The following is a 20,454-nucleotide window of genomic DNA, read 5'->3' as shown; positions in this document are numbered from 1 at the left end:
TGGGATAGATTTTGGAAAGTGGGTCTCGACTAAGCTGTCATCAGTTTAACTTGCAATAATACTTGAGCCCTTGTTTTTGATTTTACGTCCCCAACATATTGTCAATCCACCTTCATTAAGAAGTTTATGGATGAGAGATTCTAATTCTTCAATTGATTTGAATAATTTATTTGCAATATATTCTTTTGCTGAATGCCATACCAATTCCATTAAATTATAATCGGGACTATAGGGGGGTAAAAACTCCAAAATAATGTTTGGCATTTCTTCCGTGCTCTCGTCTAGAATTTCTTGCTTTTTGTGGAAGCTCGCATTATCTAAAATAATCACAATCTTCAGACCATTCTTTTCAAAGTCTTCTTTTTTATTTCCTTGTTCTATCCATTCTCTTTGTATGTCTTTGTAAAATTTTAATAATACACTCTTGAAGTTCTGAGAGTTACCAGTGGGAATCAAATCAACCCACCGTTTTTTGTCAGTATATCTAATACCACCCATTACATTGACTCTTCCTTTTCTTCTATCTCCCCTCACTTTTTTACGCTTTCCTTTTTTTGTCCAATGTTTTCTCCGTATTACTCTTAAGCTGAAGCCACTTTCATCCCAAAACCATATCTGGATTGATTCTGGCTTTTCTTTCAAAAGCTTCTTGTACTCTTCAACTTTCTTTCTAAATTCCTCTCTTTTTTGCTCATCTTTTTTATCTTCTAGACTATATTTTGCCCAAATATAGACAAATCGCTTTTTTTTAAGCATATTTCTAAGTTGTGTATTTCCTAACAATATACCCGTTTCTTTTTCCATATGAGTTGATAGTCTTGCTACTGTCCAACGTCCAAATTCATATCCAAACTCTTCAGGCTCTTTGATTATTATCTCCGTCAATTTCTCTATGTATTCTTCTGTTACTTTCCTGTGATTTCCTTTTTTTCTTTTGTCTCTTAAGCTTTCTATCTCTTTCGGATTTCCATTATTGCACCAGTACCACACTTGTCGTTTGCAACATCCTAATAATCCTGATATTTCATCATACGTTTTTCCTTCATTTCTCAGTAACATAATCAATATTCTCTCTCTTGTAACTGCGTGCTCTTCCGTTTTAAGGGCTTTTTGTAGCTCTTTCTTGGTCTTTTGGTCTAAGAAGTTTAACGTCAGCATAGTCATACAAAAAAGTAAGTCTATATATTCTACCTTATATCCACTTAGAGTGATGACAGCTTATTATACTCTCATTTCTTTTTTTGATAAAGTTCGATAAAGTTCAAAGTCTTATTTTTCTGCCCATAAGTATTAATACTTATGGCATAAGTGAGATGCTCCCTTTTCATCTCCATATTGAACTGTAATACTTTGATTAATAGCATCACACTTATTTTCAAAATCGTTTATACTGGGTCTTGTTCCCTGAGCTTGATTTTCAGAGTAAAGAGGGATATTACGATATTTTTTATTCTCATTTTTTTTATTCTCATTTTTTAACCCACTAATAAACCAAGATAAAAGAATAGCTAAGGCATCTAAAATACTTGATTTACCAACACCATTAACCCCAATAAAAACCGTTGGCCTTTGGGGACTCGTATCAAAATCTAGGACGATTTCATCAAATCCCCGAAAACCTTTTAACTCTAAGCGTTTGACTTTCATAACAGCTAAAAACCTTAACTTGCTTTTGTAAATAACCGAAAATACCAGGATACAAAAAACTCTTTAATGGGGAAGGCAATAAAAGTTATAGGATTAATCGTCACGATAATATTGCGACTATCCCGTTGTGCGGCCTTAACAACCTGTTTGGCGACCCAATCTGCCGATAAAATCCCCACTGGATTGAGATTACTTTTAAAGGGGCCGAGAATTAATTTACGAATCACACAGGGAGAATCTAAACGACGCAGGGTAATCAGTTCACCGATCGCCCGTTTGCTTAACTCGTAGAGAGGGCTAAAGGCGGGATTCACTTCAGCTTCTGAGGTATTGATCCAAACTTCTTTAGTGGCAATCTGTTGATTAGTGCGAACCGTCTTTAAAAATAATTCCATCAATCGTAAAACTGAGAAGGTATTCACCTCATAGGCTTCACGAATGGCTGCTGCGGAGCGTTGCTGATGAACGTTGACCCCATGATTAATAATTAAAATATCAATTTTTTCTAGGGCTTCTGTTAAAGCGTCTTCCTCTCCAATTTTCCAGGTTAGGGTTTTAATCGGAACATTTTCTCCCTTCATATTGAGCATTAAGGAACGCTCTTGAGAAGTCAGAGCAACGACTTTCGCTCCTTTTAACTGTAATTCTTTTAACAAAGCTAGACCTAAACTACCCGATGCTCCGGTGACAGCGATCGTTTTTCCTTTTAAAGACAAGGCCGTTCCCAAAATCTTATCCACCAACGTTAATGTGCCACAATAATATGCTTTTTGATCATCAAAATGATGTCGCCAGTGGTAGGTACGATTCACGCGCCAAGGGTTCGGGGTTTCAGTAAAGGGGCCAGGGCGGTGGGTTAAATCCGTTAATTCATCCATTTGAGGAATGCCTGCTCCCCTGGCGATCGCGGTAGCTAAAAAACTAAGCGTATAAAGCGAGCCCATTCCCGTCGCCCAGATCCAACTTTGAGGCAGGTTCCAAATCAGTAGCAACAACCCAGGCAGCAGACTAAAAACCATCATCACCAAAGCTTCTGGCACGTCGTTATACCAATGGGCTTTACGATAAATCTCCTCGCTTATGACGGAAAGATCAGGACGAAAAACGCGATGATGCCAAGCATGAAGTCGATATAAGGGTTGCCACACATGGGCTAGAGCATGGTAACTATCACGGATAATCTCAACCCAAACAATTGAGCCAAGAGATACCACGACAGGCATACTGATATTACCGAGGAAGGCCAATGAGAACTCACGAATCATAAATAAAAATTAAAGATTTGTATTGGTAAAACTCATTATTGAGCGAGCTTCTGTTCGGGATAGGCAAAAAAAGATTGGGGAGAGAAAAGGTCATTCAGGTTTAGAGCCTTGACTTTTGCCATACCAACCTCTTGGAATTGTTTCAGAGATCACTAAATCACCTTGCAGTATAGAGGATTGGGCTAAAATCTTACTAACCTCAGAAAAGCAATATTTAGTCTATACTTTGTTAAAAAAATTAACAAATATGGCTAGAATGTATCCATTATCACCAATGTTTGCTGAATTAGCCTAGTCTAATCTTTTTAACCCCCTCCTTAAAAATCCTATGTCCCAAAACCGTTGGCCAGAGAACGAACCAGACGCACCGCTAGATCCTTTAGCCTCTTTATTTTCAGACTGGACTGATCCTGAAATGGAAGAGGAGGAATTTCGCAGCGATTTCTTTCAAGGTTTGGAAGGTCGTCGTAAAAAAGCGGCCTTTGTCTTGATGGCCATTTGGGGCTTGGTGATTACTTTACACTCAGTGTCCTGGGGCGCGATCTTGGTTTTACTCCTGACAGTCCTATTGTTCCTGCAAGCTCTACGGTTAATTTTGGCCAAGCCCGATCCAGTGCCTCCCAGGTTAACGGAGAACAATTTAAGCCAGGCGAGATCAGTCTCTCTTTTAGTTGCCGCTAAAAATGAAGAGTCCGTCATTCGCAATTTGGTTGACCAACTTTGCCATTTAGACTATCCCGCCGAGAAATACGACGTTTGGATTATTGACGATCATAGTACAGATAAAACACCTCAAATTTTAGATGAATTAGTAAATCAATATGCTCATTTACAGGTGATTCATCGTCCGGCGGGGGCTGGCGGAGGCAAGTCTGGTGCTCTAAACGAGGTTTTACCCTTATGTCGAGGCGATATTATCGGTGTGTTTGATGCGGATGCTCAGATTCCGGCGGATCTGCTTCGTCAGGTGGTTCCCTACTTTGACCAGGAAAAAGTGGGTGCAGTACAGGTCAGAAAAGCGATCGCCAATAGCGATGATAATTTTTGGACAAGGGGACAGACCGCAGAAATGGCCCTAGACATCTATTTTCAGCAACAGCGCATTGTGACGGGGGGCATGGGAGAATTACGAGGTAATGGTCAATTTGTTTCTCGTCAGGCGTTAGCCAGTTGTGGCGGCTGGAACGAACAAACTATCACCGATGATCTCGATCTCACCATTCGGCTTCATTTGGATGATTGGAAAATTGCCGTACTTGTTAATCCACCGGTACAGGAAGAAGGAGTAACAACAGCGATCGCCCTTTGGCATCAACGCAATCGCTGGGCAGAAGGCGGTTATCAACGATATTTAGATTATTGGCGTTGGATTATGGGACAACCGATGGGCTGGCCGAAAAAGCTCGATCTCTTTTCCTTTATGCTGATGCAATATTTACTGCCAACGGCAGCCATTCCAGATTTTCTAATGGCCCTAACTCGTCACCATTTACCCCTCCTTACCCCCCTGACCTACGTGGTTATCTCCCTTTCTGGCTGGGGAATGTATCAGGGCTTAAACCGTCTAGAGCTTCAATCATCGCAACCCCGTCCTTCCCTTCTCTCCCGACTGGGACAAACTATTTTCGGTACTATCTATATGCTGCACTGGCTAGTGATTATGCCCTGTGTGACTGCTCGTATGGCCATTCGACCTAAACGCCTCAAGTGGGTAAAAACAGTTCATGCAGGCAATCAGGATGAATCTCTAGCCTTGAAAGGTAGTGAGAGCTAAGGTTAGAGAGATGGAGACAATGGCACAACATTTTTCCTTGAAGGGATTGACAAATGCTATTGTCTTCGTTAGACTTATAAAAGTCTGAAAAATTTGGGTCTGTAGTTCAATTGGTTAGAGCACCGCCCTGTCACGGCGGAAGTTGCGGGTTCGAGCCCCGTCAGACCCGTTAAATTTGCGAAAATATTTACAAAGTGTTCCTAGCCTTTGCGCTCGGAAAATTTACCTAACTCTTTATTCCCTGGGGCGATCGCCGATCGCTCTAAATTCATTGGCAGCAAAGATCGCTTCAAAATGGCGATAAAACTTAAATTCCAACAGATTATAAAAGGGATCTTCCAGAAAGAAAGTGCTATGTTCTGTGATTTCACCAATGAAACGCCATTTGGGGGGAATATGAAAAGGGATGTCTTGGCTTTCAATTCTGTCTATCAGGTCTTGCCAGGCCGATTGGGTGGGGAAAATAAGACCAAAGTGACGCGGATAAATACTTTTAGGACGAATTAGCAATTCCTCCGTATGGTGGGCAACCACTTGATGACCATAGAAATTCAGAATGAGGGCGATCGCGGTTTCCCGACCCGCCAGACAGCCTAATTTTCTGCAATAAAATTCTTTGGTTAGAGCAATATCGTTAACAGGAATAGCCAAGTGAAAGATTGTTGTCGTTGTCATTTTTCCAATTTATTGAGCAATTAAACAGTGCTAATGACCAAAAAAGAGCATTTTTTGATTTGATTAACGGTCAGATTATTTAGACTAAAATGTTAGAGACTTTTAAGAATATCAGAAAATATCTAGAGCCTGGTGAATAGATCTATTGTCAAGAATAGTAGCGTAAAAAGTGCCAGACGGCTTGACTGGTAGCAGTATAACCAACTTCTCCTAGTGGTGAGTTTCTGGATTCGCAACAGTTTTGTATTGCAAGCTACATTCTGAAGAGAGAGTGGCGGAAACCATCTTTAGAAGGAGTGTGATTTTTTCTGAATATGATAAAATCGGAAATGTAGTATTACGAGTTCAGTTCGGTTTCAGCATTGGTTTTAAATATGGACAGGCCCTCCCCTGAATGTATTGGCTGGCGTGTTTCCGAAATTTTCTCTCAACCTTAAATTTTGGAGACATTTCATGGCAATTTATGTTGGCAATTTATTTTATGAAGTTACTCAGGATGATCTTAAAGAGGTTTTTGCTGAGTATGGTACGGTAAAACGGGTCTATCTACCGACGGATCGAGAAACTGGAAAAATGCGGGGTTTCGGTTTTGTTGAGATGGCCACCGATGAACAAGAAAATACGGCGATTGAAACTTTAGATGGTGCTCAGTGGATGGGACGGAATCTAAAAGTGAATAAAGCCAAGCCTCGTGAGAATGATCGTGGTGGTGAAGGTGGTGGAAATTTTCGTAAAAAATTTTCGTAAAAACAGTAATTTTGCCCGTCAATAATTTTCTCAATCCTTAATCCCTTCTTATATTCCGTTTTGCCATCTTAATCGGTTGATCTCCCTTGCTCCAGTTCTGTTTAATTCAGTTTTAGCTAGGGAGATCTGATCAACAATAATGACCGTTCTTAAACCTTAATCTCAGAACTCCATTAAGCTCATTTGAGCGATCACGATTATTGTTTAGCGTAGGATTACTCGGTGAGGCGAACCTTTGAATTAATATTTTTAGAAGAGGCGAGAGAGGTAATAATATCCGAAGGGATCATCACAATGGTAGAAGTATTATTTTCCACCCCAATTTCCGTTAACATCTGTAGCCGTCGTAGTTCCAACGCAGCCGGATTTTCGGCAATTTTGAGAGCCGCTTCAGCTAATTTAATGGAGGCTTCCTGTTCGGCCGCCGCTTTAATGATTCTGGCTCGTTTTTCTCGTACTGCTTCCGCTTCCTTAGCCATTGCCCGTTGCATAGAGGTAGGAATTTCCACATCCTTCATCTCAACTCGCTCAATTTCAATACCCCAAGGTTCGGTAATTTCATCGACGATTTGTTGAACGGTAATATTAATTTTGTCGCGGTTTTGTAGGACATCATCAGAAAAATGGGTAGAAACCTCGTCCTTTAGCGATAGCGGAGGACGACTTTATATGGGGTGGGTTGACGCTTTCAACGAAGAGTCGCTAGAATGTGAAATATGGAAAAGGCTTTTCGACTTAGATTTTACCCAACCCCTGAGCAAGAGTCGCTATTGCGACGCACTTTGGTGTGAAATATGGAAAAGGCTTTTCGACTTAGATTTTACCCAACCCCTGAGCAAGAGTCGCTATTGCGACGCACTTTGGGTTGCGTAAGACTGGTCTATAATAAGGCTCTCCACGAAAGAACTCAGGCATGGTATGAGAGGCAGGAAAGAGTCGGGTATTCCGAAACTTCTAGTCTGCTTACTCAATGGAAGAAGGAAGAAGACCTTGACTTCCTCAATGAAGTTAGTTGTGTTCCTTTGCAGCAAGGACTTCGACATCTCCAAACAGCCTTTACAAATTTCTTCTCAGGAAGAACAGCATATCCAAACTTCAAGAAAAAGAGGAATGGCGGTAGTGCTGAGTTTACCAAGTCGGCCTTTAAATTCAGAGACAAAGAGATTTACCTCGCCAAATGCTCTGAACCATTACCGATTAGATGGTCTAGGCATATTCCAAAAGGATGTGAGCCAAGCACCGTTACAGTGAGTCTTCACCCCTCTGGACGCTGGCATATCTCTATCAGGTTTGATGATCCAACAATCAAGCCTCTCCCTGTCAACGAAAATGCGATAGGGATAGATTTGGGGGTAACAAGTCTAATTGCAGATAGCAATGGAAAAAAGATTACTAATCCCAAGCATTTCAAAAAGCACCACAAACGCTTAAAGAAAGCACAAAAGAATCTTGCTCGTAAGCAAAAAGGTTCTAAAAACAGAGAAAAGGCGAGAATCAAGGTAGCTAAAATTCACCTTGAAATATCCGATGCTCGAAAAGATTTCTTGCATAAATTGACGACTCGTTTGGTACGCGAAAATCAAGTGATTGCCGTTGAGTCGTTAGCGGTTAAGAATATGGTTAAAAACCACAAACTCGCCCTTGCTATTTCAGATAGTGGGTGGAGTGAACTGATTCGACAACTGGATTACAAGTGTCGTTGGTATGGAAGAAAATTGGTCGAGATTGACCGATGGTTTCCTAGTTCAAAACGATGCAATTCTTGTGGGCATATTGTCGAAAAGATGCCTCTGAATATCCGTGAATGGCAATGTCCTAGTTGTCGAGCAAACCATGATCGAGATGTTAACGCATCCAAAAATATTTTGGCCGCAGGGCTTGCGGTGTCAGTCTGTGGAGCGACTGTAAGACCAGAACAGAGTAAATCTGTTAAGGCAGGTGCTAAGAAGCAGAAACCTAAATCGTGAGGTTTGGGAATCCTCGTGCGTTCACGCCGAGGAGGATGTCAACTAAGCCATTTTGGCCCACCACATTACGCAAAGTCGTCATAGCAGTTTGATAGACAGCCGAACGATAATCCTCAACCCGATTAATGGCTTTAGCGGCATCTAGAATACGGTAATAGAGAACGGCATTCACCTTGAGCGTCACACTGTCGGCAGTAACTGTTTCCTTGGGCGCAATATCGACGGTTTTAGTGCGAATATCCATCTTCATTTTTTGATCCACAACCGGCATAATCCAATACATTCCCGGCCCCTTAATACTGCTCAAACGCCCTAGCCGAAAAATAACGCCTCTTTCGTATTCCCGATCTACTTTGACCCCTTTTATTAGTACTGCTAGAAAAAAATAATCAATGGCCCGAATAGTGCTTCCATAATTATCCTGCTGCGTGAAACGCACCTCTCTATTGTAGTAATTTTTCTTCAACCAGAAGGTTTACCTGAAAAACCTGGGCGAACGTTTGCATTAAATCCTGCTGCACCTGGGCCAAGGTCACATTGGGTAAAAATTGGCTTAAAGAACCAACGGGCTTGTCGGCAATACCACAGGGAACAATGCGTTGAAATCCGGTTAGATCGGGATCAATATTGAGAGAAAAGCCGTGCATGGTAATCCAACGACTAACTTTAATGCCGATCGCCGCTACTTTGTAACTCTCAACCCAAACCCCCGTTAGGCCCGATAACCGTTCTGCGGGTAAACCGTAACTTTGTAATAACTGTAAAATGACCTCTTCCAACTGTCGCAGATACCAGTGCAAATCCGGTTGATAGTAGCGTAAATTGAGAATCGGATAACCCACCAATTGCCCCAGACAGTGATAGGTCACTTCTCCTCCCCGTTCAATGCGATGTAATTCGTAATCAGTGGTTTGGGGATCAAATTTCAAAAATTCGGTTTTGGCCCCTGTTCCTAGGGTATAAACGGACGGGTGTTCTAGTAGTAATAATTTATCTTCTAGGGTGGGATCCCTTAATCTTGCTTGCACTAAAGATTGCTGATAATGCCAGGCGATCGCGTAGGGAACTTGGCCAAGCCACTCTACACGACAATCTCTGCGGGAAGGGACAGACTCATATACCATAACATTGCCTTAATTCTATCTTAAGATATGTGAAGAGATGCAAAGGAAAATCAAAATGATCGCTAGGATCATGTTTTGAGAAATACATAGTGCTAATCTAAAGGTAGCAAAACACCATTAAATAGAAGTTGAGGGAAAAAGCTGCACCGAGGAACACCTCACATTCGCAACACCTTTTGCTAGTTCGTATTCCTGGGACAACATGACAATTGCCTTTTTTCGTTTTTTCACCCCACGAGTGGTGCTAGTTCGCTTTACAAGAGGTCATCCGTTAATATGACACCCCCTAATTATTTAGTGTAGAATACATTAATTTGTATTCATGATGGTCTTACACAAAAGAGAGTAATTTCAGCTACCTTTGGGGGATTAACCTCAAGGTATAAAACTTGAGATCTTTCTTTATCTTTTACATTATCCAGTCTTTACATTTACTGAGCAGGGAGAATTCAGTATGAAACTGTTAATTCAAGGCAATAATATTACTGTTACCGATGCAATTCATGATTACGTTGAAGAAAAGCTAGAAAAGGCTGTCAAGCATTTCCAGGGAATTACGACGAAAGTAGATGTTCATTTATCGGTGGCTCGTAATGCTCGAATTACCGATAAGCATAAAGCGGAAGTGACGGTCTATGCCAATGGGGCTGTGATTCGGGCCCAGGAAGGTAGCGAAAATTTGTATGCCAGTATTGACTTAGTTTCGGACAAAATTTCTCGTCAACTGCGCAAATACAAAGAGCGTCTCGTCGATAAAAGCCAGAGCCATATCAAAACCAGCGAGATTGTTGAGGATAAACCGGTTAGCCCAGACTTGATCGGCGATCGCACCCCTGAATTGCCTTCGGAAGTGGTACGGATGAAGTATTTTGCCATGCCACCGATGACCATTGATGAGGCCTTAAATCAACTGCAATTAGTCGATCACGATTTTTATATGTTTCGCAACCAAGAAACTGATGAAATCAATGTGATCTATATGCGTAATCATGGCGGTTATGGTGTGATTCAGCCGCGCAAAAATGGTGAAGATTCTGATTAAGGGAAATCTCACCAATTCCTTTTTTTAGGAAGACTTCTTGCTGTAAATTTTTCGTTGATGATGCCTGATGTTATCACAGAAGTCTTATCATCCCTTTTCACAGGAAAAGCTATCAACGAATTATTTACAGGTAGATACTTTCTTGCTGTAAATTTTTCGTTGATGATATCTTCATGATCCAATGGCGGAAGTCTTACCGTGCCATGACCAAGGATAAGCTATCAATGAATTATTTATAGGTAGAATTGCTTGATGACCTACATATTGATCAATGTCTGATTTGTCCGATTCTCTGGCTCAATCCTGGCGTTTAATTCCCTATTGGGATGGCCCTGGACATATCCAAATGACCATGGATGATTGGTTGCTCCGGCAATTTGTACAAGGTCTGGGAAAACCCACTTTACGTTTCTATGGTTGGCAGCCAGCAGCAATTTCTTTAGGCTATTTTCAAAAATCCTATCCTGAGCATTGGCCAACTTTAACTTGGGAAGACCAATTATTGTCGATAGTACGTCGTCCCAGTGGTGGTCGGGCCGTTCTTCATCAAGGTTCTCTAACCTATGCTGTTATTTGCGATCAGGGTCAGGGCAAACGGTGGCAAGCCTATGAGCGTATTTGTCAATTTCTAATCGCAGGCTGGCAGCAGCTAGGGATTCCGCTACAATATGGTACAGCCCAACGAGGTTATATTCATAATGCCAGTTGTTTTAATACGGCAACGGCGGCGGATTTAGTGGCTCTAGATGGGAGTAAATTAATTGGGAGTGCCCAACGTCAATGCGGTCACGCGATTTTACAACATGGTTCAATGGTTTTGAATAGCGATCACCTTTTATTTGAACAAGTCTTTCAGCAACTTGCTCCCTGGAAAAAAACGTTAAGCGATCGCCTGGGTGAGATTTCGCTACCAGAAATTCTGACAGTCTTAACAGAGAAAGCTTGCCAGTGTTTTGACATTAATCTTATTACCCAACCTTTAACCCCAGAGGAATGGCAAAGTATTTATCAACATCAAAACTGTTTGGAGCTTCCTCCATCAAAGTCTTCCTACCTGTAAAGAATTCGTTGATAGCTTTTCCTGTGAAAAGGGATGATAAGACTTCTGTGATAACATCAGGCATCATCAACGAAAAATTTACAGCAAGGAAAAATAGGACATTTACCAACTTTCCCAAAAATTCTGAAACCGCGATCGCCCTACCCTCATGAGATTTTGATTTGACCAATGACCGAAGACGATAAGTAAGATTACCCATCATCAGAAAACTTAATCAGAGAAGCCAAGAATTGTAATTGAAAAAACCATCAATAGACAGCATAGGGTGTAATAAAGGTTTCCACACCGTGATAGGATGATTCTCAGAAAACAGATAGTTGCTGGGTTGTCGCAGAAATTTCTCGTAACCGAATAACTAAACTAAACGACTGCTCTCGATCAGAGTTGGGGCTTTTTGCGCCCTAATGACTGGTGATCCGAGAAAAGTATGCCATCAATGTTTATGGAGGAATTAACCTAAATGGTACAAGCCAAAACCAAAGCAGGGTTTGAGGCGGGCGTAAAAGACTATCGCCTCACCTACTATACCCCTGACTATACCCCGAAAGATACAGACTTACTGGCCTGCTTCCGTATGACACCCCAACCCGGTGTTCCTCCTGAAGAGGCAGGTGCTGCGGTTGCTGCGGAGTCCTCGACTGGAACCTGGACAACTGTTTGGACAGATAATTTAACTGACCTCGACCGTTACAAAGGTCGTTGCTATGATATTGAACCCGTTCCCAACGAAGATAATCAGTATTTTGCTTTTATTGCCTATCCTTTAGATCTATTTGAAGAAGGTTCCGTCACCAACGTTTTAACCTCTTTAGTGGGTAACGTTTTCGGATTTAAAGCTCTACGTGCTCTCCGTTTAGAAGATATTCGTTTTCCTGTTGCCTTAATTAAAACCTTCCAAGGCCCCCCTCACGGTATCACTGTTGAACGGGACAAGTTAAACAAATATGGTCGTCCTTTACTGGGTTGTACCATCAAGCCTAAATTAGGGTTATCTGCTAAAAACTACGGTCGTGCCGTTTATGAGTGCTTACGCGGTGGTCTAGATTTCACTAAAGACGACGAAAACATTAACTCTCAGCCCTTCATGCGTTGGCGCGATCGCTTCCTGTTTGTCCAAGAAGCCATTGAAAAAGCCCAAGCTGAAACCAATGAGATGAAAGGTCACTACCTCAACGTGACCGCCGGAACCTGCGAAGAAATGATGAAACGGGCTGAATTCGCCAAAGAAATCAAAACCCCGATCATCATGCACGACTTCTTCACCGGTGGTTTTACCGCTAACACAACCTTAGCGAAATACTGCCGCGATAACGGTCTGTTGTTGCACATTCACCGCGCCATGCACGCCGTTGTTGACCGTCAAAAAAATCACGGCATTCACTTCCGCGTTTTAGCAAAATGCTTGCGTCTGTCGGGTGGTGATCACCTACACTCTGGAACCGTTGTTGGTAAATTAGAAGGCGAACGCGGTATCACCATGGGCTTTGTTGACCTAATGCGTGAAGACTACGTGGAAGAAGATCGTTCACGCGGTATTTTCTTCACCCAGGATTACGCTTCCTTACCTGGTGTCATGCCCGTTGCTTCGGGTGGTATCCACGTATGGCATATGCCCGCTCTGGTGGAAATCTTTGGTGATGACTCCTGCTTACAATTTGGTGGTGGAACCCTCGGACACCCCTGGGGCAACGCACCTGGAGCAACCGCTAACCGTGTCGCCCTGGAAGCTTGTATCCAAGCCCGTAACGAAGGTCGTAACTTGGCCCGTGAAGGCAATGATGTTATCCGTGAAGCTTGCCGTTGGTCGCCTGAATTGGCTGCTGCCTGCGAACTATGGAAAGAAATCAAGTTTGAGTTCGAGGCAATGGACACCCTGTAATAGTTGATAGGGAATAGTCGATCAGGAATAGTTGATAGTGAACAGTTAACCACGTTGAGTTGTTATTTAGTAAATCCTAATAGATTTGCTATAACAAGAAAACTTCAGCAAATGTTAAACAAATTCCTCACTATCCTCTATTCATTAATCACTATTAACTAACCACTATTCACTTTGGGAGTTGTTCATGCAGACCAAGCAAGTTGCCCAAGCGACAGCCAAGGTATTACAGAGTTATCTCACCTATCAAGCAGTCCGCACTATCCAAAGTGAACTGTCAGAAACTAACCCTCCTCAAGCCATCTGGCTAGGTCAATACGCATCTACTCATGACATTCAGGATGGTGAGGTGTTTATTGATGGTTTGTTAGCGGTCAACAAGGAACTAGTTTTAAGGATTTTGACAGTTCGGGAATATCTCGCAGACAATGTTCTCGATTTTCTTCCAGAGATGGTTCGTACTGGCATAGGCCAGGCTAACATGGAACACCGTCGTCATTTGCTAGAACGACTTACCCAATCCAGGCCAGAAGACTTGCTGCCCTCTGAAATGGCGGATACTGAATCGGACGTTAACGATTCATCCCCTTCTTAAAAATTGTAATCAGACAGGAACAATACCCATGAAAACCCTATCGAAAGAGCGTCGTTACGAAACCCTTTCCTATTTACCTCCTTTAACCGATCAACAAATTCTTAAGCAAGTTCAATACTTGATTGATCAAGGCATGATCGCGGGTGTGGAATTTGAAGAAAATCCTCTGCCTGAAACTCACTTTTGGACAATGTGGAAACTGCCTTTCTTTGGTGGTGCCTCTGCTCAAGAACTTTTGGCAGAAGTTCGGGAATGCCGTTCTGAGTATCCCAACGCTTATATCCGCGTGATCGGTTTTGACAATATCAAACAGTGTCAAACCATCAGTTTTATTGTTCACAAGCCTAGCCAAGGCCAAGGTCGTTATTAAGATTTGTGTTTAAATAATCTCGTTTAAACCGTTTCAGTGAACTGATGTGTAAGGCCCGCTTCGGCGGGTTTTTTGCTTAACTCATCGGTGCAATTATTGCTGAATTTGTGGCAGGAACCCACATTCCGCAAACGCTACAGATAGCGTATAAATACAAATAGATGCTCTTTCTACATGGCGTTAATTTGTTTTAATGCACCATGAATAGAGTAGTTTAAATTTATTGCCGCATAGGTGGCGGCAACCTGCGGAATGTCGGCAGGAAGTGCAGGGCGAACGCATCTTATTTTTGAAAGGTAGGCTGGATAAGGGTTTCCGAGAGCATGATTGATTTTTTATGAAACGCTGAAAGTCTTATCAGATAAGGAGTCTAGAATTTAGATGCGTTTGCCTTGGCAGGAAGTGGTGGCTCTAATTCCGGTATTGCCTATCAAATTCTGATGGCGGGCTATAAGCCTCGAAATTCCCCGTATATTTGTTGCTTTGAGCTTGATAACACCTTGCCGGATAATGCTTTCAAGCATTTTAAAAACGATTAGGTGCAAGGTTATGGACTTTGGAGGCTCAAAGCCCATGCACGTCGTTGGAAAACTGGGGGTTGAAATTGGAAACAACTCTCTGAAGTCACCATTTTTCGCGTCCTGTGGCATCTAGGTTCGTTTTGTTGACTTTTTCAGCAGACCCTATATAAAATTGGACGAAATAATCATGAAAACATGGGTTTAATTGATTCCTTGTCAACAATTCTGGCTCTTCCCTCAGGGCAAACGCATCTAAATTCTAGACTCCTTATCTGATAAGACTTTCAGCGTTTCATAAAAAATCAATCATGCTCTCGGAAACCCTTATCCAGCCTACCTTTCAAAAATAAGATGCGTTCGCCCTGGCTCTTCCCTTGACTGTGTGGAAAATGGGCTCATAAGAGTTACTAATCCACAAATGATAAGGGTAAAAAACTTGCTATGTAGGGCTTGCTGAAAAAGTCAACAAAACGAACCTAGATGCCACAGGGCGCGAAAAATGGTGACTTCAGAGATCAGCTTCCAGTTTTACCCCACATTTTTCCAGCAAAGTGCATGGATTTTGAGCCTCCAAATGCCATAACCTTGCATCTAATCGTTTGTAAAATGCCTGAAAGTATTGTCTAGCAAGGATTTTATCCTTATTCAGCAAGCCCTATGTAAGGATTCCATGAATCCATAAGCCTGAGTTATCACACACAATAGTGGATAGCCAATCTGCTTTGTTTGAATGCCATTCAAACTGCATTTAATTGATACTTATCGCTAGGCTTTAATCCTCAATCTTATCATCTAATCTAAAGGTTTATATTGATAAATAATACTTTTTTCTTTCGCTAAACCAACCTACAGATTGACGATCGCACTAGGAAATTGGTATCAGCGATCGTAGAGCCGCATTAACGGATTCACTGGTCGGGAAAGCTTGAGCAACATCAGGATCTAGGAAGACTACGTTAGTTCCTGCCCGATAACGCTCTACATATTTACCCTGAATCCCCCCTTCCATTTTGCTAAAATCATATTCAGGACGTAATTCATCCTCTAATTCGTGGCTATTCTCCTGTTTCATAAAACCTCCGTTCATGTTGATTTGCCTCCCGTGCGCTGATGAGCCTAACTCGATCCCCTCGATCTGTATGAGAAACGATTAGGAGGCGATGGGTATGGGATAAACCAATGATAACGTAACGTTCTTCTCCATAAGAGTGATCTGGATCGGGGAATGTCACGGATAAAAGATCATTGAAAACAGTTGATGCTTCGTTGAACGATACGCCATGTTTTTTCAAGTTTAAATCTGCTTTGTCTGGATTCCATTCAAACTGCATTTAATTAATACTTGTCGCTAGGCTTTAGTCCTCGATTTTATCATCTAATCTAAAGGTTTATATTGGTTAATAATGCTTGTTTTTCTTTTGTTAATTCAACCTACAGATCGGCGATCGCAGGATCATCACCTCATAATCGCGCCATATTTAAAGCAACAGCCTCGGCAACTTTAATCCCATCAATCCCCGCAGAAAGAATACCGCCTGCATAACCGGCCCCTTCCCCCGCCGGATAAAGCCCTTCAGTATTAATACTTTGATAACTTTCATCGCGTTTAATACGAATAGGAGAAGAAGTGCGCGTTTCTACCCCCGTCAGCATGGCATCGGGCATGGCAAACCCCTTAATCTGTTTATCAAAGGCTGGTAAAGCTTCACGAATTGCCGCGATCGCATAGTCTGGCAAGCTTGTACTTAAGTCAGTAAGATGCACACCCGGAGTATAGGAAGGATGTACCGTCCCCAAATTTTGAGAAGGACGATTGGCCAGAAAATCCCCCACCCGTTGCCCTGGTGCGTCATAATTGCGGCCGCCTAGCTCAAAAGCCTGGGATTCTAAACGACGTTGCAAATCCACCCCAGCCAAAGGATGCCCTGGATAATCTTCGGGAGTAATGCCCACTACGATCCCACTATTGGCATTGCGTTCATTGCGAGAATATTGGCTCATACCGTTGGTGACAACCCTTCCCAGTTCTGAGGTCGCAGCCACTACTAACCCCCCAGGACACATACAAAAACTATAGACAGAACGGCCATTCTGACAGTGATGAACCAGCTTATAGTCGGCGGCTCCTAACAATTTATGACCGGCTTGTTCTCCAAAACGACAGCGATCAATCAGGGGTTGGGGATGTTCAATGCGAAAACCGATGGAAAAGGGTTTGGGTTCGATGTAAACGCCCCGCTCAAATAACATTTGGAAGGTATCCCGTGCACTATGGCCGATCGCCAAAACAACATGATGACTGGCGATCATTTCCCCACCGGCTAGGGTCACACCCTGTACTTGTCCTTTTTCGATCTGAATATCAGTGACACGACTTTGAAAACGGATTTCCCCCCCTAGGGCTTCAATGCGAGCGCGTAAACTTTGGACAATACCCACTAACTTAAAAGTACCAATGTGAGGTTTATTAATGTAGAGAATTTCAGGGGAAGCCCCAGCGTTAACCAATTCATTCAATACTTTGCGCCCGTAATGGTTGGAATCTCGGACTTGACTGTAGAGTTTGCCATCAGAAAAGGTTCCCGCCCCGCCTTCCCCAAATTGGGCGTTGGATTCTGGGTTTAAGGTTTCTTTTCCCTTCCAAAAGGCAAAGGTATCAGCCGTGCGATCGCGGACAGGTTTACCTCGTTCTAGGATCAAAGGACAAAAACCCATTTGAGCCAGCAACAAGCCAGCAAACATCCCACAGGGGCCAGTCCCAATGATGATCGGACGTTGGCTTAAATTCGGGGGAGCCTGGGTGACAAAATGGTAACTCATGTCAGGGGTAGGCATCACATGAGGGTCTTTTTGGAAACGTTTGAGAAGGGCTTGATCCTGGGTCGTTTCCACGTCCACAATGTAAACCAAAGCAATTGCGCCTTTTTTACGGGCATCATGACTGCGTTTGAAAATGGTGTAGCGAATTAATTCCTCTGGGGCGATCTGTAATTTCTTGAGGATAGCCACAGCGATGCCGTAGGCACACTTTGTGACCGCATCTTCGGGATGGTCAAGGGGCAGCTTAATTTCAGTTAATCGCAACATATCAAAACAGCCAAAATCAGGATAAAAAAATGCTTAAGTTGTTCGGAAAGTCCGAAATAATAAGCTAAATACTCAGCAAAAAATCTTTGGTATTAATCTCCCCAAACCACCCACAAATCCAACACAAATTCCAACAAAACATCTTCTCCCGACAAATAACGGGGATTATTAAACAATTCTGGTAACTGTTGGGGACGATAGCAAAAAACTTGACGATTTTCAGGATCAATTAACCAACCTAATCTGGCCCCATTCTCTATATACTCTGTTAATTTTGCTTGTAATATCGACAAATCATCACTAGGCGATTTTAACTCAATCACAAAATCAGGACAAATAGGTGCAAATTTACGACGTTGTTGAGGAGGAATTGCTTGCCAACGAGATATTTCAATCCAAGCTGCATCAGGTGAACGAATCGCGCCATTCGGTAACGTAAATCCGGCTGAAGAATCAAAAGCTTCACCTCGTCGAGTTGCCTGGTTCCAAATCCAAAGTTGAGCACCCAGCCCCAAATTTTGACGACCAGTTTCACTACCAGAAGGGGCCATAGCGATTAATTCTCCTTGAGCATTGCGTTCCAGTTGCAAATCAGGGTTACTGCGACAAAGTTGATCAAAGGCTTGATCCGTTAGTTGTAAATTAGGGCGAAGATCGAGGGTGATCATGAAAAATTAGCCTTGAGGATGAGGTAAAAGAGACACTTGTGCGGTGATTTATAAATCTGTGGATCGATTTTCTAAATCCTAGTCAGTTTGCCCGTTAGAGAGCTATCTATCTACAGATTCAGAACACTATCAATCTCCCCAAACCACCAGCAAATCTAACACAAATTCCAACAAAACATCTTCTCCCGACAAATGACGGGGATTATTGAACAATTCGGGTAACTGTTGGGGACGATAACAAAAAACTTGACGATTTTCAGGATCAATTAACCAACCTAATCTGGCTTCATTCTCTATATACTCCGTTAACTTTGCTTGTAATATCGACAAATCATCACTAGGCGATTTTAACTCAATCACAAAATCAGGACAAATGGGTGCAAATTTACGACGTTGTTGAGGAGGAATCGCTTGCCAACGAGATTTTTCAATCCAAGCTGCATCAGGTGAACGAATCGCGCCATTCGGTAGCGTAAATCCGGCTGAAGAATCAAAGGTTATCCCCCCTTGTCGTTTTCGATTCCATTGCCATAGTTGACCACTAATATCCGCGTTGTAATATCCCGTTTCACTACCAGAAGGGGCCATTGCAATTAATTCTCCTTGAGCGGTTCGTTCCAGTTGCAAATCAGGGTTACTGCGACAAAGTTGATCAAAGGCTTGATCCGTTAGTTGTAAGTTAGGGCGAAGATCGAGGGTGATCATGAAAAATTAGCCTAGTGGTCTGTCAATTTTCTATTTGTGGATAAAGACGCTTGAGACGGATACGAGCCTCAGCCGTCGTGAATTGCCAATCTACCGACTTTTGGGAATGATTGCGCTGAGTGTACCAAGCCGTTGTTTCTTGCTCTAAAGTTTCCCGATCTGGAATTCGACGAGCTAGGCATTGCCGAGTCATTGCGGACAGCTCGTTTTCAGCAATATTAAGCCAACTGCCATGTTTTGGGGTATGGTGAATTTCCAACCGTTCGACTAGACGACGAGCCGTGGAAGGCTCAAATGCTTCATATAGTGAGGCAAGTTTGTGAGTATTTAGCTGATCACATACTAAAATGACTTTGTCGTTATCAGCATAGTCGTTATCGAGTAAATTCTTAATTTCTGTTGCCCAGTCAACCGATGTTCTACGTTCACTGACAACTGTCTTTCGCCACCCAGACAAGGGTTCTGTAAACATAAAGATATTGGCTGTTCCATTGCGTTCATATTCGTAATCATGCGCCTCTGGCTGTCCAGGTTTGGCTGGTAGAGGAAGGCGGGTTTCTTTGACCAATTGTATAGGTTGCTCATCCATGCAAATCACTGGACAATTGGGGTCATAGGGTCGGTGATAAATTTCTAGAACATCTTCCATGTTAGACACAAATTCGGCACTCTTTTCTGGTGGAATCACGTACATCTGTCGCAGATGAGGTTTTAGTTCATTTTTTTAACACTTGACGCACGGTTTCGTGACTAATTGCTGGCACAATTTCTAACTCGACCGCCTTGTCGGCTAGTAACCTCAATGTCCAACGGGCTTGACCAGCAGGCGGTTCTCCACAACGTAAGGCGATTAGTTTTGCTTCTACCTCTCCATCAATAATCGGTTGACGAGGCGGCGTTTTGCGGGGCTTGCGGCTTAATGCTGACTCCACACCTTCATTGACCAATCGCTCCCTGAGATTGGCGACTGTGTTACGGTGACAACTAAAGGCGGCGGCAGCTTCCTCATCCGTCCATCCTTGTCCATTCACATCAATGTTTATACCTCGCACGGTGATAATTTGCGTTTTTTAGTTCAGCCCCCCTAGCCCCCCAAGTTTTGGGGGAACCATTCTCTATTTATCGGTTTCAAAGTCCCCCAGCATTGGGGGATTCAGGGGGCGAAAATCTCAATCCATGACCGTGCCAAGTATAACAGAATATTGGCGTGCTTAATTTTGTAAGCCGCTCCTTTGCCAGGGCGAACGCATCTAAAAATGATACAGATACAAGAACATTATAGAGGGATGGATAAGGGAAAATAAGGGAAAGTGCATAGAAAACAAAAG

General features: G+C 42.6%; 23 protein-coding genes and 1 tRNA gene. 10 read left to right on the top strand and 14 right to left on the bottom strand.

The window, feature by feature from the left end; translation table 11 throughout:
- Nucleotides 1-45: 45 nt before the first annotated feature.
- From KA717_27135 to KA717_27125, 3 genes are all read right to left on the bottom strand, one after another.
- Nucleotides 46-1,158 carry an IS630 family transposase gene (locus KA717_27135; protein ID UXE64792.1) on the bottom strand — a complete coding sequence of 371 codons (1,113 nt, stop codon included), beginning with the start codon at nucleotides 1,156-1,158 and terminating at the stop codon, nucleotides 46-48.
- A gap of 132 nt (nucleotides 1,159-1,290) precedes the next feature.
- Nucleotides 1,291-1,647 (bottom strand): AAA family ATPase, encoded by a 357-nt coding sequence (locus KA717_27130; GenBank protein ID UXE59463.1) that lies wholly within the window; start codon nucleotides 1,645-1,647, stop codon nucleotides 1,291-1,293.
- 14 nt (nucleotides 1,648-1,661) lie between these two features.
- Nucleotides 1,662-2,870 carry a bifunctional sterol desaturase/short chain dehydrogenase gene (locus tag KA717_27125; GenBank protein ID UXE64791.1) on the bottom strand — a complete coding sequence of 403 codons (1,209 nt, stop codon included), beginning with the start codon at nucleotides 2,868-2,870 and terminating at the stop codon, nucleotides 1,662-1,664.
- 370 nt (nucleotides 2,871-3,240) lie between these two features.
- Here KA717_27125 and KA717_27120 point away from each other — a divergent pair, with 370 nt between their 5' ends.
- Complete coding sequence (locus KA717_27120; protein UXE59462.1) at nucleotides 3,241-4,686, top strand: glycosyltransferase family 2 protein; 1,446 nt, start codon at nucleotides 3,241-3,243, stop codon at nucleotides 4,684-4,686.
- 95 nt (nucleotides 4,687-4,781) lie between these two features.
- Nucleotides 4,782-4,855, top strand: a tRNA-Asp gene (locus KA717_27115).
- A 65-nt stretch (nucleotides 4,856-4,920) separates the two neighbouring features.
- Here KA717_27115 and KA717_27110 read toward each other — a convergent pair.
- The gene (locus KA717_27110) at nucleotides 4,921-5,361 is read right to left on the bottom strand and encodes a VOC family protein (protein ID UXE59461.1); all 441 of its coding nucleotides are present in this window, start codon (nucleotides 5,359-5,361) and stop codon (nucleotides 4,921-4,923) included.
- 453 nt (nucleotides 5,362-5,814) lie between these two features.
- Here KA717_27110 and KA717_27105 point away from each other — a divergent pair, with 453 nt between their 5' ends.
- A complete protein-coding gene (locus tag KA717_27105; protein UXE59460.1) occupies nucleotides 5,815-6,108 on the top strand; it encodes an RNA-binding protein in 294 nt (97 codons plus the stop codon).
- A gap of 215 nt (nucleotides 6,109-6,323) precedes the next feature.
- On the opposite strand, the gene KA717_27100 is transcribed toward KA717_27105, so the two are convergent.
- Nucleotides 6,324-6,677 (bottom strand): hypothetical protein, encoded by a 354-nt coding sequence (locus KA717_27100; protein UXE64790.1) that lies wholly within the window; start codon nucleotides 6,675-6,677, stop codon nucleotides 6,324-6,326.
- 279 nt (nucleotides 6,678-6,956) lie between these two features.
- Here KA717_27100 and KA717_27095 point away from each other — a divergent pair, with 279 nt between their 5' ends.
- Complete coding sequence (locus KA717_27095) at nucleotides 6,957-8,075, top strand: transposase (GenBank protein UXE59459.1); 1,119 nt, start codon at nucleotides 6,957-6,959, stop codon at nucleotides 8,073-8,075.
- Here KA717_27095 and KA717_27090 read toward each other — a convergent pair.
- Complete coding sequence (locus KA717_27090; GenBank protein UXE59458.1) at nucleotides 8,065-8,514, bottom strand: hypothetical protein; 450 nt, start codon at nucleotides 8,512-8,514, stop codon at nucleotides 8,065-8,067. The genes KA717_27095 and KA717_27090 overlap by 11 nt on opposite strands.
- Nucleotides 8,515-8,518: 4 nt before the next feature.
- A complete protein-coding gene (lipB, locus tag KA717_27085) occupies nucleotides 8,519-9,199 on the bottom strand; it encodes a lipoyl(octanoyl) transferase LipB (GenBank protein UXE59457.1) in 681 nt (226 codons plus the stop codon).
- Between the two features lie 454 nt (nucleotides 9,200-9,653).
- Here lipB and raiA point away from each other — a divergent pair, with 454 nt between their 5' ends.
- From raiA to KA717_27055, 6 genes are all read left to right on the top strand, one after another.
- Entirely contained in the window at nucleotides 9,654-10,241 is a 588-nt protein-coding gene (gene raiA, locus KA717_27080; protein ID UXE59456.1) for a ribosome-associated translation inhibitor RaiA, read from the top strand.
- A 271-nt stretch (nucleotides 10,242-10,512) separates the two neighbouring features.
- On the top strand, nucleotides 10,513-11,301 hold the full coding sequence (locus KA717_27075; protein ID UXE59455.1) for a lipoate--protein ligase family protein: 789 nt from the start codon (nucleotides 10,513-10,515) through the stop codon (nucleotides 11,299-11,301).
- Between the two features lie 460 nt (nucleotides 11,302-11,761).
- On the top strand, nucleotides 11,762-13,180 hold the full coding sequence (locus KA717_27070; protein UXE59454.1) for a form I ribulose bisphosphate carboxylase large subunit: 1,419 nt from the start codon (nucleotides 11,762-11,764) through the stop codon (nucleotides 13,178-13,180).
- A gap of 187 nt (nucleotides 13,181-13,367) precedes the next feature.
- Nucleotides 13,368-13,775, top strand: coding sequence for a chaperonin family protein RbcX (locus tag KA717_27065; GenBank protein ID UXE59453.1), 408 nt, complete (start codon nucleotides 13,368-13,370; stop codon nucleotides 13,773-13,775).
- Nucleotides 13,776-13,803: 28 nt separating this feature from the next.
- Nucleotides 13,804-14,145, top strand: coding sequence for a ribulose bisphosphate carboxylase small subunit (locus KA717_27060; protein ID UXE59452.1), 342 nt, complete (start codon nucleotides 13,804-13,806; stop codon nucleotides 14,143-14,145).
- A 392-nt stretch (nucleotides 14,146-14,537) separates the two neighbouring features.
- Complete coding sequence (locus tag KA717_27055) at nucleotides 14,538-14,684, top strand: hypothetical protein (protein UXE59451.1); 147 nt, start codon at nucleotides 14,538-14,540, stop codon at nucleotides 14,682-14,684.
- Nucleotides 14,685-15,531: 847 nt separating this feature from the next.
- On the opposite strand, the gene KA717_27050 is transcribed toward KA717_27055, so the two are convergent.
- The 7 genes from KA717_27050 to KA717_27020 form a co-directional block, all read right to left on the bottom strand.
- Nucleotides 15,532-15,738 (bottom strand): hypothetical protein, encoded by a 207-nt coding sequence (locus tag KA717_27050; protein UXE59450.1) that lies wholly within the window; start codon nucleotides 15,736-15,738, stop codon nucleotides 15,532-15,534.
- Nucleotides 15,722-15,997, bottom strand: coding sequence for a BrnT family toxin (locus KA717_27045; protein UXE59449.1), 276 nt, complete (start codon nucleotides 15,995-15,997; stop codon nucleotides 15,722-15,724). The genes KA717_27050 and KA717_27045 overlap by 17 nt, the downstream gene beginning before the upstream one ends.
- 130 nt (nucleotides 15,998-16,127) lie before the next feature.
- Nucleotides 16,128-17,753, bottom strand: coding sequence for an NAD(P)/FAD-dependent oxidoreductase (locus KA717_27040; GenBank protein UXE59448.1), 1,626 nt, complete (start codon nucleotides 17,751-17,753; stop codon nucleotides 16,128-16,130).
- Nucleotides 17,754-17,845: 92 nt separating this feature from the next.
- A complete protein-coding gene (locus KA717_27035; protein UXE59447.1) occupies nucleotides 17,846-18,421 on the bottom strand; it encodes a Uma2 family endonuclease in 576 nt (191 codons plus the stop codon).
- A 129-nt stretch (nucleotides 18,422-18,550) separates the two neighbouring features.
- Complete coding sequence (locus KA717_27030; GenBank protein UXE59446.1) at nucleotides 18,551-19,126, bottom strand: Uma2 family endonuclease; 576 nt, start codon at nucleotides 19,124-19,126, stop codon at nucleotides 18,551-18,553.
- A 22-nt stretch (nucleotides 19,127-19,148) separates the two neighbouring features.
- Nucleotides 19,149-19,820, bottom strand: a complete 672-nt coding sequence (locus tag KA717_27025) for an IS630 family transposase (GenBank protein UXE59445.1) — start codon at nucleotides 19,818-19,820, stop codon at nucleotides 19,149-19,151.
- Between the two features lie 22 nt (nucleotides 19,821-19,842).
- The gene (locus KA717_27020; GenBank protein UXE59444.1) at nucleotides 19,843-20,178 is read right to left on the bottom strand and encodes a helix-turn-helix domain-containing protein; all 336 of its coding nucleotides are present in this window, start codon (nucleotides 20,176-20,178) and stop codon (nucleotides 19,843-19,845) included.
- Between the last annotated feature and the right edge of the window lie 276 nt (nucleotides 20,179-20,454).

It is taken from the genome of Woronichinia naegeliana WA131 (genome assembly GCA_025370055.1).
Taxonomy (GTDB): domain Bacteria; phylum Cyanobacteriota; class Cyanobacteriia; order Cyanobacteriales; family Microcystaceae; genus Woronichinia; species Woronichinia naegeliana.
This window is presented reverse-complemented; position numbering and strand designations above follow the sequence as displayed.

What these genes read in the sequence shown, in the direction of transcription:
- KA717_27135 (UXE64792.1), bottom strand. Translation starts at nt 1,158, where the DNA reads ATGCTGACGTTAAACTTCTTAGACCAAAAGACCAAGAAAGAGCTACAA.
- KA717_27130 (UXE59463.1), bottom strand. Translation starts at nt 1,647, where the DNA reads ATGAAAGTCAAACGCTTAGAGTTAAAAGGTTTTCGGGGATTTGATGAA.
- KA717_27125 (UXE64791.1), bottom strand. Translation starts at nt 2,870, where the DNA reads ATGCCTGTCGTGGTATCTCTTGGCTCAATTGTTTGGGTTGAGATTATC.
- KA717_27120 (UXE59462.1), top strand. Translation starts at nt 3,241, where the DNA reads ATGTCCCAAAACCGTTGGCCAGAGAACGAACCAGACGCACCGCTAGAT.
- KA717_27110 (UXE59461.1), bottom strand. Translation starts at nt 5,361, where the DNA reads ATGACAACGACAACAATCTTTCACTTGGCTATTCCTGTTAACGATATT.
- KA717_27105 (UXE59460.1), top strand. Translation starts at nt 5,815, where the DNA reads ATGGCAATTTATGTTGGCAATTTATTTTATGAAGTTACTCAGGATGAT.
- lipB (UXE59457.1), bottom strand. Translation starts at nt 9,199, where the DNA reads ATGGTATATGAGTCTGTCCCTTCCCGCAGAGATTGTCGTGTAGAGTGG.
- raiA (UXE59456.1), top strand. Translation starts at nt 9,654, where the DNA reads ATGAAACTGTTAATTCAAGGCAATAATATTACTGTTACCGATGCAATT.
- KA717_27075 (UXE59455.1), top strand. Translation starts at nt 10,513, where the DNA reads ATGTCTGATTTGTCCGATTCTCTGGCTCAATCCTGGCGTTTAATTCCC.
- KA717_27070 (UXE59454.1), top strand. Translation starts at nt 11,762, where the DNA reads ATGGTACAAGCCAAAACCAAAGCAGGGTTTGAGGCGGGCGTAAAAGAC.
- KA717_27065 (UXE59453.1), top strand. Translation starts at nt 13,368, where the DNA reads ATGCAGACCAAGCAAGTTGCCCAAGCGACAGCCAAGGTATTACAGAGT.
- KA717_27060 (UXE59452.1), top strand. Translation starts at nt 13,804, where the DNA reads ATGAAAACCCTATCGAAAGAGCGTCGTTACGAAACCCTTTCCTATTTA.
- KA717_27050 (UXE59450.1), bottom strand. Translation starts at nt 15,738, where the DNA reads ATGAAACAGGAGAATAGCCACGAATTAGAGGATGAATTACGTCCTGAA.
- KA717_27045 (UXE59449.1), bottom strand. Translation starts at nt 15,997, where the DNA reads ATGCAGTTTGAATGGAATCCAGACAAAGCAGATTTAAACTTGAAAAAA.
- KA717_27040 (UXE59448.1), bottom strand. Translation starts at nt 17,753, where the DNA reads ATGTTGCGATTAACTGAAATTAAGCTGCCCCTTGACCATCCCGAAGAT.
- KA717_27035 (UXE59447.1), bottom strand. Translation starts at nt 18,421, where the DNA reads ATGATCACCCTCGATCTTCGCCCTAATTTACAACTAACGGATCAAGCC.
- KA717_27030 (UXE59446.1), bottom strand. Translation starts at nt 19,126, where the DNA reads ATGATCACCCTCGATCTTCGCCCTAACTTACAACTAACGGATCAAGCC.
- KA717_27025 (UXE59445.1), bottom strand. Translation starts at nt 19,820, where the DNA reads ATGTACGTGATTCCACCAGAAAAGAGTGCCGAATTTGTGTCTAACATG.